Here is a 15,423-nt window from a genome sequence, read left to right as displayed (position 1 = left end):
TGCTGATCTTGAATAGGGGTGGGTGACGTGGCCAGGCCGGCACGGATCGCGATATCAGGGGCCGCGGTCACCGCACTGGCGGTGACCGCGGCTGCCTGCGCGGCGCCGAACGACGACGCCAAGGGCGGCGGCACGGACAGCGCCGTCGTCGGCATCGCCTACGAGCCCGACAGCCTCAGCCCGCTCCTCGGCTACGGCAAGGACGGCAACTCGAAGATCTTCGACGGGCTGCTCACCCACGACGCCGACATGAAGCTCAAGCCCGCGCTCGCCGCCGAGCTCCCGAAGGTGAGCGACGACGGCCGCACCTACACGTACACGCTGCGCGACGGCGTGAAGTTCAGCGACGGCAAGCCGTTCACCTCGAAGGACGTCGTCTTCACGTACGAGACCATCCTCGACAGGAAGACGAACAACGCGTCCAAGACCGAGCTGGACGCCGTCGACGACGTCGAGGCGAAGGGCGACGACACCGTCGTCTTCCACCTCAAGTACCCCTACGCGCCGTTCGCCGAGCGCACCGTCCTGCCCATCGCGCCCGAGCACGTCGCGGGCAAGCAGGACGTGAACAACGGGAAGTTCACCACCAGGCCCATCGGCACCGGCCCCTACAAGCTGGTGAAGTGGTCCAAGGGCGAGAAGCTCGTCTTCAAGGCCAACCCCGACTACTGGGGCGGCGCGCCGAAGATCAAGAACTTCACCATGGCGATCATCAAGGACGACGACGTGCGCGCCACCCGGCTGCGCTCCGGCGACCTCGACGGCGCCATCCTGCCGCCCAACCTCGCCAAGACCTTCAAGGCTGACGCCGACAAGAAGACGTACGCCGCGAAGACCTTCGACTACCGTGTCGTCACCCTGCCCACCGGCAACAAGGTGACCGGAGACACCGACATCCGCCGCGCCCTCGACATCGGCGTCGACCGCAAGGCCATGGTCGACCAGATCCTGGAGGGCGCGGGCAAGGCCGCCTACGGGCCCGTGCCCACCGACAGCCCCTGGTTCACCAAGGGCACCGAGCGCGCGCACGACCTCGCCAAGGCCAAGAAGCTGCTCGACAAGTCGGGTTGGAAGCCCGGCAAGGACGGCATCCGCGAGAAGGACGGCGTCCGCGCCGCCTTCCCGCTCTGGTACCTCACCGGCGACAAGCTCCGCCAGGACCACGCCCTCGCCTACGCCTCCGACGCCAAGAAGCTCGGCATCGACGTCAAGGTCGACAGCGGCACCTGGGAGGTCATCGAACCGCGCATGCCGAAGGACGCGGTCCTCGCGGGCGGCGGCGCCCCCGCCGACCCCGACTTCGACCAGTACACGATGCTCAAGTCCTCCCTCGCGGGCGACGGCTTCAACAACATGGCGCACTACGACAACAAGAAGGTCGACGCCGCCCTGGAGGACGCCCGCCGCACCGACGACCGCGCGAAGCGGCAGGCCGCCTACGACACCGTCCAGCGCGAACTCGCCAAGGACCCCGGCTACACCTTCCTCACCCACATCGACCACCTCTACGTCGTCGACAAGCGGTTCGGCGACCTCACCACGCAGGTCGAGCCGCACGACCACGGGCTCGCCTCAGGGCCGTGGTGGAACGTGGAGGACTGGAAGGCATGAGCAGGCGGCTCCCCTGGGGGCCGATGGCGCGCCTGACGGGCCGGCGGATCGCCTTCGCCGTGCCCGTCCTCGCGGCCGTCACCTTCGGCGTCTTCGCGATCGCCGCGGCGTCCCCCTTCGACCCGGTCAAGGCCTACGCGGGCACCGCCGGGCTCACCGCGTCACAGGAGAACCTCGACCAGCTCCGCGCCAACCTCGGCGTCGACCAGCCCCTGGTCACCCGCTGGTGGGACTGGCTGACCGGCGCCGTCACCGGCGACCTCGGCGACTCCGCCGTCATGCGCCAGCCCGTCGCCCAGGTCATCGGCGAACGCCTCGGCTGGTCCGTCCTCCTCGCCGCCACCGCGTTCCTCCTGGCGGTCGTCCTCGGCACGCTCCTCGGCGTGCTGGCCGCGCGCCGCCAGGGCCGCGGGCTCGACCGGGCGATCACCTCGCTCGCGTACACGCTGGAGGCCGCGCCCCCGTTCTGGCTGGGCCTTCTCGCCGTCTGGCTGTTCGCGCTGAAGCTCGGCGTGCTCCCCGTCGGAGGGCTCACCGACACCGGCTCGACGGCCGTCACCGCCGGACAGGTGCTGTCCCATCTGGCGCTGCCCGCGGGCGTGCTCGCGGTCTCGCAGCTGCCGTGGTTCGTCCTGTACGTGCGCCAGGGCGTCGGCGACGCGCTCGACGAGGACCCCGTGCGCGGCGCCAAGGCGCGCGGTCTGGCCCCGCGCACCGTCCTGTTCGGGCACGCCCTGCGCTCCGGCACGCTGCCCGTGCTCACGCTCATCGGCTCCCGCGTGCCCGAACTCATCACCGGGGCGCTGCTCGTGGAGACCGTGTTCAGCTGGCCCGGCATCGCCGCCGCGACCGTGCAGGCCGCCACCTCCGTCGACTTCCCGCTCCTCGCGGCCGTCACCGTCCTCGCGACGCTCGCCGTGCTCGCCGGGAACTGGGCCGCCGACCTGCTGTACGGCATCGCCGATCCGAGGGTGGGCTTCGATGGCTGAACAAGCTGTGCAATGGCGCACTCGCGGCGTACGGCGCCGCTCCACGCGCGCCTGGCGGGTCCGCTCGTCCGCGGTGATCGTGGGCCTCGTCGTCCTCGCCGTGCTGATCGTGCCGCCGCTCACCCACCTCGACCAGCAGGCCGTCGACCTCGCGGCCAAGCTCGAACCGCCCTCCTGGACGCACCCGTTCGGCACCGACGACGTCGGTCGCGACCTGCTGCTGCGCTGCGTGTACGGGCTGCGGGTCTCGCTGCTCGTCGGCGTCGTCGCGGCCGTGGTGGCGACCGTCATCGGCACCGCCGTCGGGGCGCTCGCGGGCGCGCTCGGCGGCTGGGTGGACCGGGGTGTGATGCGCGTTGTGGACACCTTCTCCTCCGTGCCGCACCTGCTGCTCGGCATCTTCATCGTGGCGATGTTCCGGCCGGGCGTCTGGCCGGTCGTGATCTCGGTGGGCCTGACGCACTGGCTGTCCACGGCCCGCATCGTGCGCGCCGAGGTGCTGTCGCTGCGCTCGCGGCCCTACGTCGACGCCGCGATCTCCGGCGGAGCCTCACGGTGGCGGGTGACGGCCCGACACCTCCTGCCGGGCGTCCTGCCGCAGGCCGCGCTCGCCGCCGTGCTCATGGTGCCGCACGCCATCTGGCACGAATCCGCCCTGTCCTTCCTCGGGTTGGGCCTGCCCACCCACCAGGCCAGCCTCGGCACGCTCGTCCAGACGGCCCGCGGCTCGCTCCTCGCGGGCGACTGGTGGCCGACGCTCTTCCCGGGCCTGTTCATCATCGTGCCGACCCTGGCGATCGCCGGACTCGCCGGCGCCTGGCGCGAACGCCTCAACCCCCGCCGCCGATCGGAGCTGACCCTGTGACCACGGTGCTTTCGGTGGAGGGCCTGTCCGTACGGTTCCGGATGCGCGACGGCGCGTACGTACGGGCCGTCAGCGACGCCTCCTTCGCGCTGCGGGCGGGGGAGTGCCTGGCCCTCGTCGGCGAGAGCGGCTGCGGAAAGTCCGTCCTCGCCTCCGCGCTCCTCGGACTGCTCCCGGCGAACGCGGAGACGGCGGGCACCGCCCGCGTCGGCGACCTCGACCTCCTCGCGGCCGACGAGGCCACGCTCGCCCGAGAGGTGCGCGGCCGCCGCATCGGCCTGGTGCCGCAGAGCCCTGCCGCCCACCTCACGCCGGTCCGGACCGTGCGCTCCCAACTGGCGGAAACACTGCGGCAGTTGACGAGTGCGCCGCGCCGGGGCCCGAAGCTGACGGCGGCCGTCGAGGAGGCCGCCGCGCGCGCCTCCTTCCCCGCCGACCACCTCGACCGGTACCCGCACGAACTCTCCGGCGGACTCGCCCAGCGCGCCGCGACGGCCCTCGCCCTCGTCGGCGACGCCCCGCTGCTCCTCGCGGACGAGCCCACCACCGGACTCGACCGCGACCTCGTCGAGCGCACGGTCGACGAGCTGCGCCGCCACATCGGCGGCGAACGGGCGCTGCTCCTCATCACGCACGACCTGGCGGCGGCCGAGCGGATCGCCGACCGGGTGGCCGTCATGTACGCGAGCCGCATCGTCGAACTTGCCGACACCGACGCCTTCTTCGGTGAGCCGGGCCCCCGCCACCCGTACGCGCGCGGACTCCTCGACGCCCTGCCCGACCGCGCCTTCACGCCCATTCCCGGCATGCCGCCCGAGCTGAGCGCCCTGGGGGAGGGCTGCGCCTTCGCGCCGCGCTGCGCACACGCCGACGAGCTGTGCGCGACACGGCCCGCGCTCACGGACGGCGCCGCCTGCCACCACCCCGTAGCGGCCCACCAGGAGGCGACCCGTGCTTGAACTGTGCTCCGTCACCGCGGGCTACGACCGCCGCGCCCCCGTTTTCCGTGACGTGTCGCTGACCCTGCGCCCCGGCGAGAGCGTCGGACTGCTCGGGCCCAGCGGCTGCGGGAAGTCGACGTTGGCGCGCGTCGCGGCGCTGCTGCACACCCCCGACGCCGGACGCGTCGTCATCGACGGCGAACCGGCCGGCGGCTGGCGGCACCGCGCCCCGCGCGCCCAGCGCACCGCGTTCGGCGTCGTCTTCCAGCAGCCCCGCCTCTCCGCCGACCCGCGACTGCGCCTGTCGGAGCTGATCGCCGAACCACTGCGGGCGAATCGCCGTGAACACGTCGCGCGCGTACGGGAGTTGGCGGACGCGGTCGGCCTGTCCGCCGAACTCCTGGCCCGCCGCCCCCACGAGGTAAGCGACGGCCAGTTGCAGCGCGCCTGCCTCGCCCGCGCCCTCACCCTGCGCCCCCGCTGGCTGATCTGCGACGAGATGACCGCCATGCTCGACGCGTCGACCACGGCGGCCCTGGTGGGTGTGGTGGAGGAGTACCGGCGGGAGACCGGGGCCGGGCTGCTGGCCGTGGGGCACGACCGCGTGCTGCTCGAGCGGTGGTGCGGGCGGACGGTCGAGTGGGCCGAGCTGGTGGGGGAGTGGGAGGGCGACCTCAGCCGACAGCCCTCTTCAGCAGCGCGGCGATGACGTCCTCGTCGGCCGCCGTCAGCTCCTTCACTGCGAACGCGACCGGCCACATCGTGCCTTCGTCGAGCGCCGCCTGGTCGCTGAAGCCGAGCGTCGGGTACCGCGTCTTGAACTTCTCCGCGGCCTGGAAGTGGCACACGACCTTGCCGTCCCTGGCGTAGGCGGGCATGCCGTACCAGAGTTTGGGTTCGAGCGCGGGGGCGTGGGCCTTGACGAGGGCGTGGATCCGCTCCGCGACGGCCCGGTCCGCGTCCGGCATCTCGGCGATCTTCTCGACGACGTCCCGCTCTGCGGCCGCCGCCTTCTCCGCCTTCGACGCCCCGCGCCGCGCGGCCGTCTTCTTCTGCTCGCGGGCGTGCTCCTTCATCGCGGCCCGCTCCTCGGCGGAGAAACCCGCGTACGACTCGTCGTTGGGCTTGGTGCCTGCCATGGCGGTGGTCCTCTCCTACAGGGCGGTCGGTTCGGTCGCGGCGGGCTCCCAGACGAAGCCGTCCGGGTCGGTGAAGGCGTCGTGGGTGCTGCCGAGGACGATGCGGTGGGAGCCGGAGCCCTCGACGGGGACGCCGAGCAGCTTGGCCAGGCCGCGACGCCGGTACAGCGCGAGCTTCGCGTCGCCGGGGCGGCCCGCGGCGAACTCGGCGTACTTGCCGCCGAAGCCCTTCGCCAGGGGCAGGCCCTGGTCCACGTAGAACTGCTTGGTCGCCTTCACGTCCTCGACGCCGAGCAGCAGCACGATCTCGTCGACCTCGCGGGTGGCGGGGCCCGTGTGCTTCTTCTGGGAGGTCACGATCTGCCAGATGGTTCCGTCCGGTGCCCGTACGACGCCGCCGTAGCCCCACAGCGACTTCGTCGCCGGCTTCAGGACCTCGGCGCCGGCCTCCACGGCGGCGGCGAAGAAGCCGTCGACGGTGGCCGGGCCCGTCACGCTGAGGGCGAGGGTGAAGCCGCGGAAGCCGGAGGAGGGGGCCTCGGAGGGCGTGAGCCGGACGCGGTCGTCGACGCCGAGCGCGGAGTAGAAGCGGCGGGCGGCGTCGACGTCGTCGACCTCGAGGGTGACGGACGCGAGGGACGTGGTGGCCTGGGTGTGTGCGGTGGTTTCCATGCCCCTCACGCTAGGGACTTCACGACGCCGGGGCTTCTCGATTCCTGACCGGTCTCGTCACCTGCTTCGCCACGCACGCCGGCATGCCCTCGACCGAGACCGCCGGGTCCCCCGAGTCGGCGGGCTCGTCCGCCGCCTGCCGCTTGAAGGCGCCCGGCGGCATGCCGACGAGCTCGGTGAACCGCGTGGTGAACGTGCCGAGCGACGAACACCCGACCTCGAAGCACACGTCGGTGACGCTGAGGTCGCCGCGCCGCAGCAGCGCCGTCGCCCGCTCGATACGGCGCGTCATCAGGTACGAGTACGGCGACTCGCCGTAGGCGGCACGGAACTGGCGGCTCAGGTGCCCCGCGGACATGTGCGCGTCACGGGCGAGCGCCTCCACGTTCAGCGGCTGCGCGAACTCGCGGTCGATCCGGTCACGGACCCGGCGCAGCCGCGCGAGATCGTCGAGGCGCTGCGCCTGCACGCGGGCCCGCCGCCACTCAGGGGTGCACATGACGCCCGCCTCACCCCAGCTGCTGGATGCGGACGAGGTTCCCCGCCGGGTCGCGCAGCGCGCAGTCCCGGATCCCGTACGGCTGGTCGGTCGGCTCCTGCACCACCTCGGTGTCCCCGGCCTGCACCTTCTCGAACGTGCCGTCCAGGTCGGGGGTGGCGAGGAGGATCCAGCCGTACGTCCCCTTCGCCATCATCTCGGTGATCGTGCGGCGCTCGTCGTCCGTGATGCCCGGGTCCGCGGCGGGCGGCGCGAGCAGGATCGACGTGCCCGGCTGCCCGGGCGGACCGACGGTGATCCACCGCATCTTGCCCTGCCCGACGTCACTGCGGACCTCGAAGCCGAGGACATCGCGGTAGAAGGCCACCGAGGCGTCCGGGTCGTCGTGCGGCAGCGCGGTCGTATGAATGGTGATGTCCATGGCGGCAGGCTATGCGCGGGGATCGGGGCGCGCTTCTCGATTCCTGATGGAATCCGGTACGAGCTTCAGCACTCGGTCGTCCAGAAGGCCCTCGCCGCACAACGCCGCCCACAGGCCCGGCGGCACGGGAGCGGTGAAGGCGGCGACGTTCCGCCGCACCTCCCGCGCGGTGCGCATGCCGACCGCGATTGCGGCGACCGCGGGGTGCAGCAGCGGGAAGGCCATCGCGGCGCGGGGAACAGTCACCCCGTGCGCCGCGCAGACGTCGGCGATGCGGTGGACGCGCCGCACCAGCTCAGGAGGCGCCGCGTCGTAGTCGTAGCGCGCATCCGGGACCGGCCGGTCGGTGGCCAGCAGGCCGGAGTTGAAGACGGAGGCGGCCACCATCGACACCCCGCGCTCGGCGCAGGCAGGCAACAGCTCGTCCAGGGCGCTGTGGTCGAGCAGGGTGTGCCGGCCGGAGAGCATCACCACGTCCGGATCGGCCTCCCGCACCAGGCGGGTGAGCTTGCCGGTGTCGTACATGCCCGCACCGATCGCCCCGACGACGCCCTCGGCGCGAAGCTCGGCGAGGGCGGGGTAGCCGTGCCGCAGCGCGTCCTCGAAGTGCCGCTCGGCGTCGTGCAGATAGAGGACGTCGATCCGGTCGACGCCGAGCCGGGTGAGGGAGTCCTCGACGCTGCGCCGGATGCCGTCACGGGTGAAGTCCCAGACCCGGCGGTGGGTGGCGGGGACCGCGAAGGACGCGTCCAGCCGCCCCCGCGGGTCCTGCGGCACGAGAAGCCGCCCGACCTTCGTCGACAGGGTGAACGCGGTGCGGGGCTTGCCGCGCAGCAGTTCTCCGATGCGGCGCTCGGAAGTGCCGATGCCGTAGTGCGGTGAGGTGTCGTAGGAGCGGATGCCGGCCTCCCAGGCGGCATCGAGCGCCTGGGCCGCGGTGGCGTCGTCGAGCGGTGCGAACAGGCCGCCCAACGGGCCGCCGCCGAAGGTGAGGCGGGTGACCTCGACGTCCGTGCGTCCGAGCCGGTGTGTGTCCATGACGTGCTGCTCCTTCGGTCGTGGTGGGGGACTGCCTCAGAACGCGGGGAAGGCCGCGCCCGACGGATGGAACGGCCCGCGCGCGCCGCGGAAGGCACGCGAGGCGGCGGCGAGCGCGCCCGGCCGCAGCTCCTCGACACGCCCCGCATCGGCCAGCGCCGACAGCGTGGTGCCGCCCAGGTACGCGGCGCCCAGTTCCGCCGCGCTCACCCGAAGGTCTGCCGGGTCCCGGGTGGGCTCGCACGTGGCCTGGTCGCCGTTCGCCGTGAGCCGGTGGCGTCCGGAGTTCCAGGGGCAGAACACGTCCTGGACCTCCAGGACCAGGTCCAGCGGTGCCGAGTAGCGGCGCGCCGTCAGCGCCCGGCCCACGTCCACCAGGCGGACCCACAGGTTGTCGGTCACCGTGGTGCGGGCGGCGCGCGGGTCGGTCAGCAGATGCCTCAGCGGTTCGTCGACGGCGCCGTCGTACGCGAGGTGGGTGTGGGCGTCGAGGTCGACGAGGAAGCGCCACAGGGCGGCGTACGCCTGCCGGGACGCCGCCGCGACCTCGACGACCCGCACGAGATCCGCCTTCGAGCGGTAGAGGGCGTAGCCGGTGGCCTCTCCCGTGGGCTCCAGGTGGACGGCGAAGCGCAGCGCCGTGCCGCCGTCGCGGGCCTGCTCCGTCTCGGCGAGGCGCGCCTCCCAGAACTTCTCCGTACGGTCGACCCACCCGACGGCGGTGGCGCGCACCGACTCGTGGACCTTCTCGAGGAGCGGGCGCGCCTCGTCGCGGCCGAGCAGGCGGATCGACCCGTCGCCGAGATCGGTTCCGGGGCGCAGGGACATGGACCTCTTGTCCCCGCGCATTTCGGCCACCTGGCTGGCGGGTCCGTACCCGAAGCGGCCGTAGATCGTGGCCTCGGCCGCATTGAGCGCGGCGACCGGTTCGCCGCCCGATTCGTGCAGGTCGGTGAGCTGCTTGCGCATCATCGCGGTGAGGACGCCGCGGCGCCTGTGGGTGGGCAGCACCGCGACCAGGGTGACACCGGCGACGGGCGTGACCCCGCCGGGGACCGTCAGGACGCGTCCGTAGACCGACGCGCCGCCGATGATGTCCCCGCCATCGCAGGCGGCGATCGTGCGCTCGGGTTCGAGGGACACGGCGGCGTTGCGCAGGCCGCCGTCCCGCCAGTCCTGTCCGTAGGTCGTGGTGACCATGCGGGCCCAGGCGTCGATCTCGTGGGCGGCGATGGTCCGCAGGGAGAAGGTCGTCGTCATGCGTCGAGCGTGGCCGGGTAAACACCCGCGGCACATCGAGCGATCTCCCTATTTACGCGGACGACGCGCCGGATCGTTCGCGCGCCGGATTTATATGCTGGCGCGGTGGTGACACAGCGTGTGGTCAGTCCGGTGTTCGTCGGCCGGAACGAGGAGTTGGCGGAGCTGTCGGCGGCCTGGGACGCCGCCTGCGAACAGGGGCCGGCCGTGGCGTTGGTGGCCGGAGAGGCGGGGATCGGCAAGTCACGGCTGCTCGCCGAGTTCACGCGCTCGCTCGGCCCGGAGGTGCGGGTGGTCGGGGGCGTCTGCGCGGAACTGGGCCGTGACGCACTGCCGTACGCGCCGCTCCTGACGGTGCTGCGCTCCCTCCTCCGGGTCGAAGGTGTGACGCCCGGCCCCTACCGCCGGCTGGCCCGCTGGTTCCCCGAACTCGGCGACAGCGACGACGACGCCGAAGGCGGCAGGCACCGGCTGTACGAGGAGGCGCTGACGCTGATCGAGCGGGTGTCCGCCGACCGCCCCCTGGTCGTCACCGTCGAGGACCTGCACTGGGCGGACGCCGCCACCTGCGAACTCCTCGGCTTCCTGGCCAGGAACCTGACCAGGACCGGCGTGCTCCTCGTCCTCACCCACCGGCCGACGGAGGCCGGAGGACTGCTGTCGGAGCTCGCCCGCCGACCGGGCACCGCACGCCTGCGGCTCGCCCCGCTCGGCGCACGGGACGTGGGCCGCCAGCTCGCCGCCATCCTCGGCACCGACCCCGACCCGGCCACCGTGGGCCGCGTCCACGAACGCAGCGACGGCAACCCGCTGTTCGTCGAGGCGCTCGCCCGCGCGGGCGACGACACCCCGGACGACGCCCGCGACCTGCTCCTCGACGGCCTCCGGTCCCTGCGGAGCCCGGCCCGTGAGCTGCTGCGCATCGCCTCCGTGGCGGGCGAGCGGGTCGCCCACGCCCTGCTGGCCGAGGTGGCGGAACAGGACGAGACGGCCCTCGACGACCTGCTGCGCGAAATCGTCGACCGCAGCCTGCTGGTCACGGCCGACGACGGCTACGCGTTCCGCCACGCCCTGATCCGGGACGCGGTCTACGAGGACCTGCTGCCGGGCGAGCGGGCACGCCTGCACGCCCGGTACGCCCGAGCCCTGCGCGACGGCGGCTCCCCGGCGGAGCTCGCCGCGCACGCCCGCGCCGCGGGGGACCGCGCCCTCGCACTGCCGGCCGCCTGGCAGGCCGCGGACCGGGCCCGCCGGGCGTACGCGTACGCAGAACAGGCACGGCTGCTCGGCATGGTCGTCGACCTGTGGGACCCGGACGTCCCGCTGGGCGTCGACCGGATCCACGTACTGACTCTCGCCGCCGAGGCGTGCATGCTCAGCGGCGACTACGCGCACGGCATCGAGTACGCCGACGCGGGACTCGCGGCGATGGACGAGCGGAGCGATCCCGAGCGCGCCGCCCTGCTCCTCGAACACCGGGGAAGGCTGCGGCACCGCCTCGACACCAGCGGCGCCGACGACTGGGAACGCGCGCTGGAGCTGCTGCCCGCCGGCAGCACACAGCGGGGCCGGCTGCTCGGCGTCCTCGCCATGGGCCTGCTGCCCGAGGCGGACCTGGCCCGCGCGTCGTTCGAGGAGGCCCTCGCCATCGGCCGCGCCACCGGCGACGCGATGGTCACCGTCCGGGGGCTGCTGGGTGTCGGCTCGATGGCGGGCGACCTCGGCATGCTCGCGGAGGCCCGCGCGCTCGCCGAACGGCTCGACAGCAACGACTTGTTCCTGACGGTGCCGATGTACGAGGCCACCCTCCACACGCGAGCCGGCGACCACGACCGCGCCGTCGAGGCCGCACACGAGGGGATGCGCCTCGCCCGGCGGTACGGGATGAGCCGCAGCCGCGGCGCCGAGCTCGCGCGCTACGCGGGGCGCGGCCTCATCCTGGCCGGACGGTGGGACGAGGCGAGCGCCGTACTGGAGGAGAGCCTTCGAGGAGACGCACCGCCGCAGTCACGGCTCGGCCTGCGCGTCCTCGCCGGTCAGCTGGCGTTGCTGCGCGGCGACCTGACGGCGGCGGCCCGAGCCGCGGAAGCCGTCGAGCACGCCGCCGCCGGAAGCCTGTTCGCCCGCCACCAACTGCTGTGTCTGCTCGCCGCCGCACAGGGCGCCTACGAAAGGGCCGACACGTTCCTGGACCGGGCGCTGGCCGACCCGGCGCTCACCCGGATCCACACCAGCGACGCCCGGCCGGTCCTGGTGGCCGGTGCCTTGGCGCAGCGGGACCGGCTGTCTCCACGCGCCGACAGAGAACTTCGGGAGCGGGTCGCGGCCCGGCTGGACCGACTCGCCGCGACCGACGCCGCGCTCGGCGTGGAGGGGGCGCTCGACCGGGCCTGGCAGATCATGCTCCGCGCGCTGATCGAGGACGACGGCTGGGAGCACGCGGTCGCCTCCTGGCGCCGCTTGCGCCAGCCGTACGAGCTGGCGCTCAGCTTGTTCCACGGCGCACGCGCCGCGCTGGCCGCGGGCGACCGGTCGAGCGCGAAGGATCGTCTCGGGGAGGCAGCACGGCTGGCCGACGACCTGGGCGCCGCACCCCTCGCCCGGCAGATCGTCAGGCTCCTGAGGCCGCGGCCCGCCCAGGACGGGCTCACCGAACGGGAGCACGAGGTGCTCCGGTTGATCACGGAAGGGCTGAGCAACCGCGGGATCGCCGCCCGCCTGCACATCTCGCCGAGCACGGCAGGCGTCCACGTCTCCCACATCCTCACGAAGCTCGGCGCGGCGACGCGCACCGAGGCCGCGGGAATCGCTCTCCGCGAGGGATTGGCCGGGACCTTGCACGAGGGCGGCGCGGGGCCTGCGGCGCCGTGATCCTCGCACTTAATTCGCCGTCCGTGAGGGGCTGGCCGGGACCCCGGACGAGGGCGGCGCGGATCCCGCGGCGGCCTGACGCCGTCAGGTAGTCCCCGCACCTGTTCAGGTCGGGGTGCGTGCCGTCGTGTCCGTGTCTCCCGCATCCTCCCGGAGTGCGGCGTGGCGACGCGTGCCGGGGCTGCGGGGATCGCTCTCCGTGAGGGACTGGCTGGGACCTTGCGCGCGGGCGGCGCGGGGCTCGCGGTGCCCTGATGCCGTCAGGTAGTCCCCGTACCTGTTCAGGTCGGGGTGCGTGCCGCCGTGTCCGTGTCTCCCGCATCCTCCCGGAGTGCGGCGCGGCGACGCGTGCCGAGGCTGCGGGGATCGCTCTCCGCGAGGGACTGGCTGGGACCTTGCGCGCGGGCGGCGCGGGGCCCTGATGCCGTCAGGCGAACCCCGAATCTGTTCAGGTCAGCGAGCGTGCCGCGTCGACGAGTGCCTGTGCCCGCCGGTACAGCACGGGCCGCAGTGGCGACCACGCCTCCTCCGTGTCCGGCGCCTCGCCGAGGTACGCGGCGCGGGCGTGTGCGAGGACGTCGCGTTCGCCGTCCGGGAGGCGGGCCAGCGCCCAGTCCGCCGCCGCGTCCTTCGACAGGATCTCGCCCGTCGCGAGCGTCGCCCAGATCCGGGCCAGCGTCAGGACAACGTTGCGGGTGTCCGACTCCAGCTCGTCGAGCAGCGTCGGAATCCCGGCCACGGTCGCCCGGCGCACATCGGCCTCCGGCACCGGATCGAGCAGCTCCGCGGCCGGCGGTCCGCACAGGGCCACGCCACCGCGCCGCACCATGGTCAGCAGCAGCGCCAGGTCCTCGTCCGTTTCGGGCCCCGGCGTCTCCCCGCGCTCGTACGCCTCCCGAAGCCACTCGCCGTACTGGAACTCGCGGCGCGCCGGATGCCGCCAGGGCCGCACGTCCGCGAGCCGTACGACCGTCAGCTCCACCGGGCGTTCCTCGCCGTGCGCCGCGCCCGCTCCGGACAGGCCCATGAGCGCGCCGACGAGCCGGCCCCGCTGCCCCTGCGTAGTGGCCGATTCCGTCACGGCGAGCATGTCCACGTCGCTGTGCGGGCGCAGGCCGCCCGAGACCGCCGAACCGTAGAGATACGCGGCCAACAGATCGGCGCCGAACACCTCGCGCACCACCTCCACCACGTCCTCCGCCTGCCGCACACCGACTCCCTCCGCCTCGCGCCGACTGCCCTCCGCCCCGCCATCATGCACGCCCGTGACCGGCGCGGCCTGATGGCCCCGCGGTGAACCGGGGGTGCCGGTCACGCCAACTCCCGCCCCACCCCTGCCGGTTGCCGTCGTGCGCCCCGCATACTCGCCCTGTCCCACCGGCCCACCACGGGAGGCACGCATGGCCCCGACCACTCGCCGCAGAGCCCTCGGCACCCTCGCCGGCGCGCTCGCCGCCGGTGTCACCACACCGCAGCTCGCCCACGCCGCCGGGCCCAAGCGCGGTCCCGCGCCTCTGCGCCGCGCCCACGCCCACAACGACTACGAGCACCCGCGCCCCCTGTTCGACGCGCTCGACCAGCGGTTCAACAGCGTCGAGGCCGACATCTACCTCGTGAACGGCGACCTCCTCGTCGCCCACGATCCCGTCGACCTCGACCCCTCCCGCACCCTGGCTTCCCTCTACCTCGCCCCGCTCGCCGCCCGCGTGAAGGGGAACCACGGATCGGTGTACCGGGGGTGGCGCACCCCGCTGCAACTGCTCGTCGACATCAAGACCGACGGCGCGGCGACGTACCAGGAACTCGACCGGCAACTGCGCCGCTACGGACGCCTCTTCACCACGTACGACCGCGGGCGCGTCCACACCGGGGCCGTCACCGCCGTCGTCTCCGGCGACCGGGCCGCCCGCCCGCCGATGGAGGCGCAGTCCCGGCGCAGCGCCTTCTACGACGGCCGCCTCGCGGACCTCGGCAGCGCGGCGCCCGCCTCGTTCATCCCGCTCATCAGCGACAACTGGGCCAACAACTTCACCTGGATGGGCAGCGGCCCGATCCCGCCCGCCGAGCGCGACAAGCTGCGCGGCATCGTCGGCGCCGCCCACGCCCGGGGCCAGCGCGTCCGCTTCTGGGCGACACCGGACATCGCGGGACCCGAAAGGGACGCGGTCTGGGCCGAATTGATCGCCGCAGACGTCGACCACCTCAACACCGACGACCTCGCCGGGCTGCGCGCGTTCCTGGAGACGCACGACCGGTGACCCGCTGTTAACACCCGTTCGGGGGACAGGTCGTGCCCCGGTCGGAGCCCTCCGCTGCGTCACACTTGCGGCCGATAGCCACGGTGTTGACGTGGCGGAGGAGGATCGACGATGTCTCTGTCAATTTCCGTCGTGCTGTTGCTCCTGATCGTCGCGGTGCTGTTTCTGCGCAACGGAGCCATGAAGTTCTCGCACGCCCTCGTGTGCGTCCTGCTGGGCTTCCTGCTCGCGGGCACCGACGCGGCGCCGACCATCCACGACGGCATCAACTCCACGGCGAGCCTGGTCAGCAGCCTCAACCCATGAGGGCAACCCTCCTGGCGCGGCCGTGAATTGAAGATCCTGGACAGCGGTCGGACCCCTTTGAGACGGTGAACCGGCACGTGCACATGTTCGTATTCACGGGGAGAGGCATGAGCAAGTTCGATCGGCGCACGGCCACCGGAGTCGCGGTCCTGACCGCCGCGCTCGGGATGTGCCTGACGCAGACCGCGGGCGCCGCCGCGGCCTCCGGATGGACCGATCTGGGGACCAAGGGCGTCTATTACCAGAGTGAGTACCGCACCCACGTCGTGCACTCGGGCGGCGGTTCCTTCAAGGCCTGCATCACCACGTCCAGCAGCCAGAAGGACACGTACCACTTGTACGAGCAGGATGCGGAGAAGTACGACGCGAAGCTGGTCGCCGACGTGAACAGCGGCGGCTGCTGGACCTTCAACAATCTCGACGACTACGTCGACGGGGACAACAACCGCGCCGAGTTCTACATCGGCACGGACGACCCCGGCATGAAGCGGGTCCACTACTACGACTGATCCGGCCGATCCGACCACGCGGTCGCCCGGACGAGCCCCCAGCG

The 15,423-nt window shown here is 72.9% G+C and carries 16 protein-coding genes; 9 read left to right on the top strand and 7 right to left on the bottom strand.

Annotation, left to right across the window (positions count from 1 at the left end; all coding sequences use genetic code 11):
• Positions 1–18: 18 nt before the first annotated feature.
• The 5 genes from ACTWJ8_RS01715 to ACTWJ8_RS01695 are packed head-to-tail and all read left to right on the top strand — an operon-like array spanning position 19 to position 5,115.
• Entirely contained in the window at positions 19–1,611 is a 1,593-nt protein-coding gene (locus ACTWJ8_RS01715; protein WP_443262501.1) for an ABC transporter substrate-binding protein, read from the top strand.
• Positions 1,608–2,600 carry an ABC transporter permease gene (locus tag ACTWJ8_RS01710; RefSeq protein ID WP_443262500.1) on the top strand — a complete coding sequence of 331 codons (993 nt, stop codon included), beginning with the start codon at positions 1,608–1,610 and terminating at the stop codon, positions 2,598–2,600. Before ACTWJ8_RS01715 ends, ACTWJ8_RS01710 begins: the two co-directional genes overlap by 4 nt.
• Positions 2,593–3,465, top strand: coding sequence for an ABC transporter permease (locus ACTWJ8_RS01705; protein ID WP_443262499.1), 873 nt, complete (start codon positions 2,593–2,595; stop codon positions 3,463–3,465). The genes ACTWJ8_RS01710 and ACTWJ8_RS01705 overlap by 8 nt, the downstream gene beginning before the upstream one ends.
• A gap of 41 nt (positions 3,466–3,506) precedes the next feature.
• The gene (locus tag ACTWJ8_RS01700; protein WP_443264770.1) at positions 3,507–4,424 is read left to right on the top strand and encodes an ABC transporter ATP-binding protein; all 918 of its coding nucleotides are present in this window, start codon (positions 3,507–3,509) and stop codon (positions 4,422–4,424) included.
• Entirely contained in the window at positions 4,417–5,115 is a 699-nt protein-coding gene (locus tag ACTWJ8_RS01695) for an ABC transporter ATP-binding protein (protein WP_443262498.1), read from the top strand. Before ACTWJ8_RS01700 ends, ACTWJ8_RS01695 begins: the two co-directional genes overlap by 8 nt.
• On the opposite strand, the gene ACTWJ8_RS01690 is transcribed toward ACTWJ8_RS01695, so the two are convergent.
• From ACTWJ8_RS01690 to ACTWJ8_RS01665, 6 genes are read right to left on the bottom strand one after another with little or no spacing between them, the layout of a single operon-like run.
• Positions 5,081–5,545 (bottom strand): iron chaperone, encoded by a 465-nt coding sequence (locus ACTWJ8_RS01690; RefSeq protein WP_443262497.1) that lies wholly within the window; start codon positions 5,543–5,545, stop codon positions 5,081–5,083. The two genes, ACTWJ8_RS01695 and ACTWJ8_RS01690, sit on opposite strands and share 35 nt — an antisense overlap.
• A 15-nt stretch (positions 5,546–5,560) precedes the next feature.
• On the bottom strand, positions 5,561–6,217 hold the full coding sequence (locus ACTWJ8_RS01685; protein WP_443262496.1) for a glyoxalase: 657 nt from the start codon (positions 6,215–6,217) through the stop codon (positions 5,561–5,563).
• Between the two features lie 19 nt (positions 6,218–6,236).
• Positions 6,237–6,716 (bottom strand): helix-turn-helix transcriptional regulator, encoded by a 480-nt coding sequence (locus ACTWJ8_RS01680; RefSeq protein WP_356381913.1) that lies wholly within the window; start codon positions 6,714–6,716, stop codon positions 6,237–6,239.
• A 10-nt stretch (positions 6,717–6,726) separates the two neighbouring features.
• Positions 6,727–7,137: a VOC family protein gene (locus ACTWJ8_RS01675; protein WP_443262495.1), complete on the bottom strand. Its 411-nt coding sequence runs from the start codon at positions 7,135–7,137 to the stop codon at positions 6,727–6,729.
• A gap of 9 nt (positions 7,138–7,146) precedes the next feature.
• Complete coding sequence (locus ACTWJ8_RS01670) at positions 7,147–8,175, bottom strand: aldo/keto reductase (RefSeq protein ID WP_443262494.1); 1,029 nt, start codon at positions 8,173–8,175, stop codon at positions 7,147–7,149.
• 36 nt (positions 8,176–8,211) lie between these two features.
• Positions 8,212–9,435 carry a GNAT family N-acetyltransferase gene (locus ACTWJ8_RS01665; RefSeq protein WP_443262493.1) on the bottom strand — a complete coding sequence of 408 codons (1,224 nt, stop codon included), beginning with the start codon at positions 9,433–9,435 and terminating at the stop codon, positions 8,212–8,214.
• A 105-nt stretch (positions 9,436–9,540) separates the two neighbouring features.
• Between ACTWJ8_RS01665 and ACTWJ8_RS01660 the strand changes: the two genes are divergently transcribed.
• Positions 9,541–12,306 carry an ATP-binding protein gene (locus tag ACTWJ8_RS01660; protein ID WP_443262492.1) on the top strand — a complete coding sequence of 922 codons (2,766 nt, stop codon included), beginning with the start codon at positions 9,541–9,543 and terminating at the stop codon, positions 12,304–12,306.
• 448 nt (positions 12,307–12,754) lie between these two features.
• Here ACTWJ8_RS01660 and ACTWJ8_RS01655 read toward each other — a convergent pair whose 3' ends face one another.
• Positions 12,755–13,516 (bottom strand): aminoglycoside adenylyltransferase family protein, encoded by a 762-nt coding sequence (locus ACTWJ8_RS01655; protein ID WP_443262491.1) that lies wholly within the window; start codon positions 13,514–13,516, stop codon positions 12,755–12,757.
• Positions 13,517–13,706: 190 nt separating this feature from the next.
• Between ACTWJ8_RS01655 and ACTWJ8_RS01650 the strand changes: the two genes are divergently transcribed.
• From ACTWJ8_RS01650 to ACTWJ8_RS01640, 3 genes are all read left to right on the top strand, one after another.
• Positions 13,707–14,564, top strand: coding sequence for a phosphatidylinositol-specific phospholipase C/glycerophosphodiester phosphodiesterase family protein (locus ACTWJ8_RS01650; RefSeq protein WP_443262490.1), 858 nt, complete (start codon positions 13,707–13,709; stop codon positions 14,562–14,564).
• A gap of 111 nt (positions 14,565–14,675) precedes the next feature.
• Positions 14,676–14,870, top strand: a complete 195-nt coding sequence (locus ACTWJ8_RS01645) for a hypothetical protein (protein ID WP_356381934.1) — start codon at positions 14,676–14,678, stop codon at positions 14,868–14,870.
• Positions 14,871–14,977: 107 nt separating this feature from the next.
• Complete coding sequence (locus tag ACTWJ8_RS01640; RefSeq protein ID WP_443262489.1) at positions 14,978–15,379, top strand: hypothetical protein; 402 nt, start codon at positions 14,978–14,980, stop codon at positions 15,377–15,379.
• Positions 15,380–15,423: the final 44 nt, after the last annotated feature.

The sequence above is a fragment of the Streptomyces sp. SDT5-1 genome, from assembly GCF_052245995.1.
GTDB lineage: Bacteria > Actinomycetota > Actinomycetes > Streptomycetales > Streptomycetaceae > Streptomyces.
Note: the sequence above shows the minus strand (reverse complement) of the source record. Positions and strands in the feature narration are given on the sequence as shown.

What these genes read in the sequence shown, in the direction of transcription:
- ACTWJ8_RS01710 (WP_443262500.1), top strand. Translation starts at nt 1,608, where the DNA reads ATGAGCAGGCGGCTCCCCTGGGGGCCGATGGCGCGCCTGACGGGCCGG.
- ACTWJ8_RS01705 (WP_443262499.1), top strand. Translation starts at nt 2,593, where the DNA reads ATGGCTGAACAAGCTGTGCAATGGCGCACTCGCGGCGTACGGCGCCGC.
- ACTWJ8_RS01700 (WP_443264770.1), top strand. Translation starts at nt 3,507, where the DNA reads ATGCGCGACGGCGCGTACGTACGGGCCGTCAGCGACGCCTCCTTCGCG.
- ACTWJ8_RS01690 (WP_443262497.1), bottom strand. Translation starts at nt 5,545, where the DNA reads ATGGCAGGCACCAAGCCCAACGACGAGTCGTACGCGGGTTTCTCCGCC.
- ACTWJ8_RS01685 (WP_443262496.1), bottom strand. Translation starts at nt 6,217, where the DNA reads ATGGAAACCACCGCACACACCCAGGCCACCACGTCCCTCGCGTCCGTC.
- ACTWJ8_RS01680 (WP_356381913.1), bottom strand. Translation starts at nt 6,716, where the DNA reads ATGTGCACCCCTGAGTGGCGGCGGGCCCGCGTGCAGGCGCAGCGCCTC.
- ACTWJ8_RS01675 (WP_443262495.1), bottom strand. Translation starts at nt 7,137, where the DNA reads ATGGACATCACCATTCATACGACCGCGCTGCCGCACGACGACCCGGAC.
- ACTWJ8_RS01670 (WP_443262494.1), bottom strand. Translation starts at nt 8,175, where the DNA reads ATGGACACACACCGGCTCGGACGCACGGACGTCGAGGTCACCCGCCTC.
- ACTWJ8_RS01665 (WP_443262493.1), bottom strand. Translation starts at nt 9,435, where the DNA reads ATGACGACGACCTTCTCCCTGCGGACCATCGCCGCCCACGAGATCGAC.
- ACTWJ8_RS01650 (WP_443262490.1), top strand. Translation starts at nt 13,707, where the DNA reads ATGGCCCCGACCACTCGCCGCAGAGCCCTCGGCACCCTCGCCGGCGCG.
- ACTWJ8_RS01645 (WP_356381934.1), top strand. Translation starts at nt 14,676, where the DNA reads ATGTCTCTGTCAATTTCCGTCGTGCTGTTGCTCCTGATCGTCGCGGTG.
- ACTWJ8_RS01640 (WP_443262489.1), top strand. Translation starts at nt 14,978, where the DNA reads ATGAGCAAGTTCGATCGGCGCACGGCCACCGGAGTCGCGGTCCTGACC.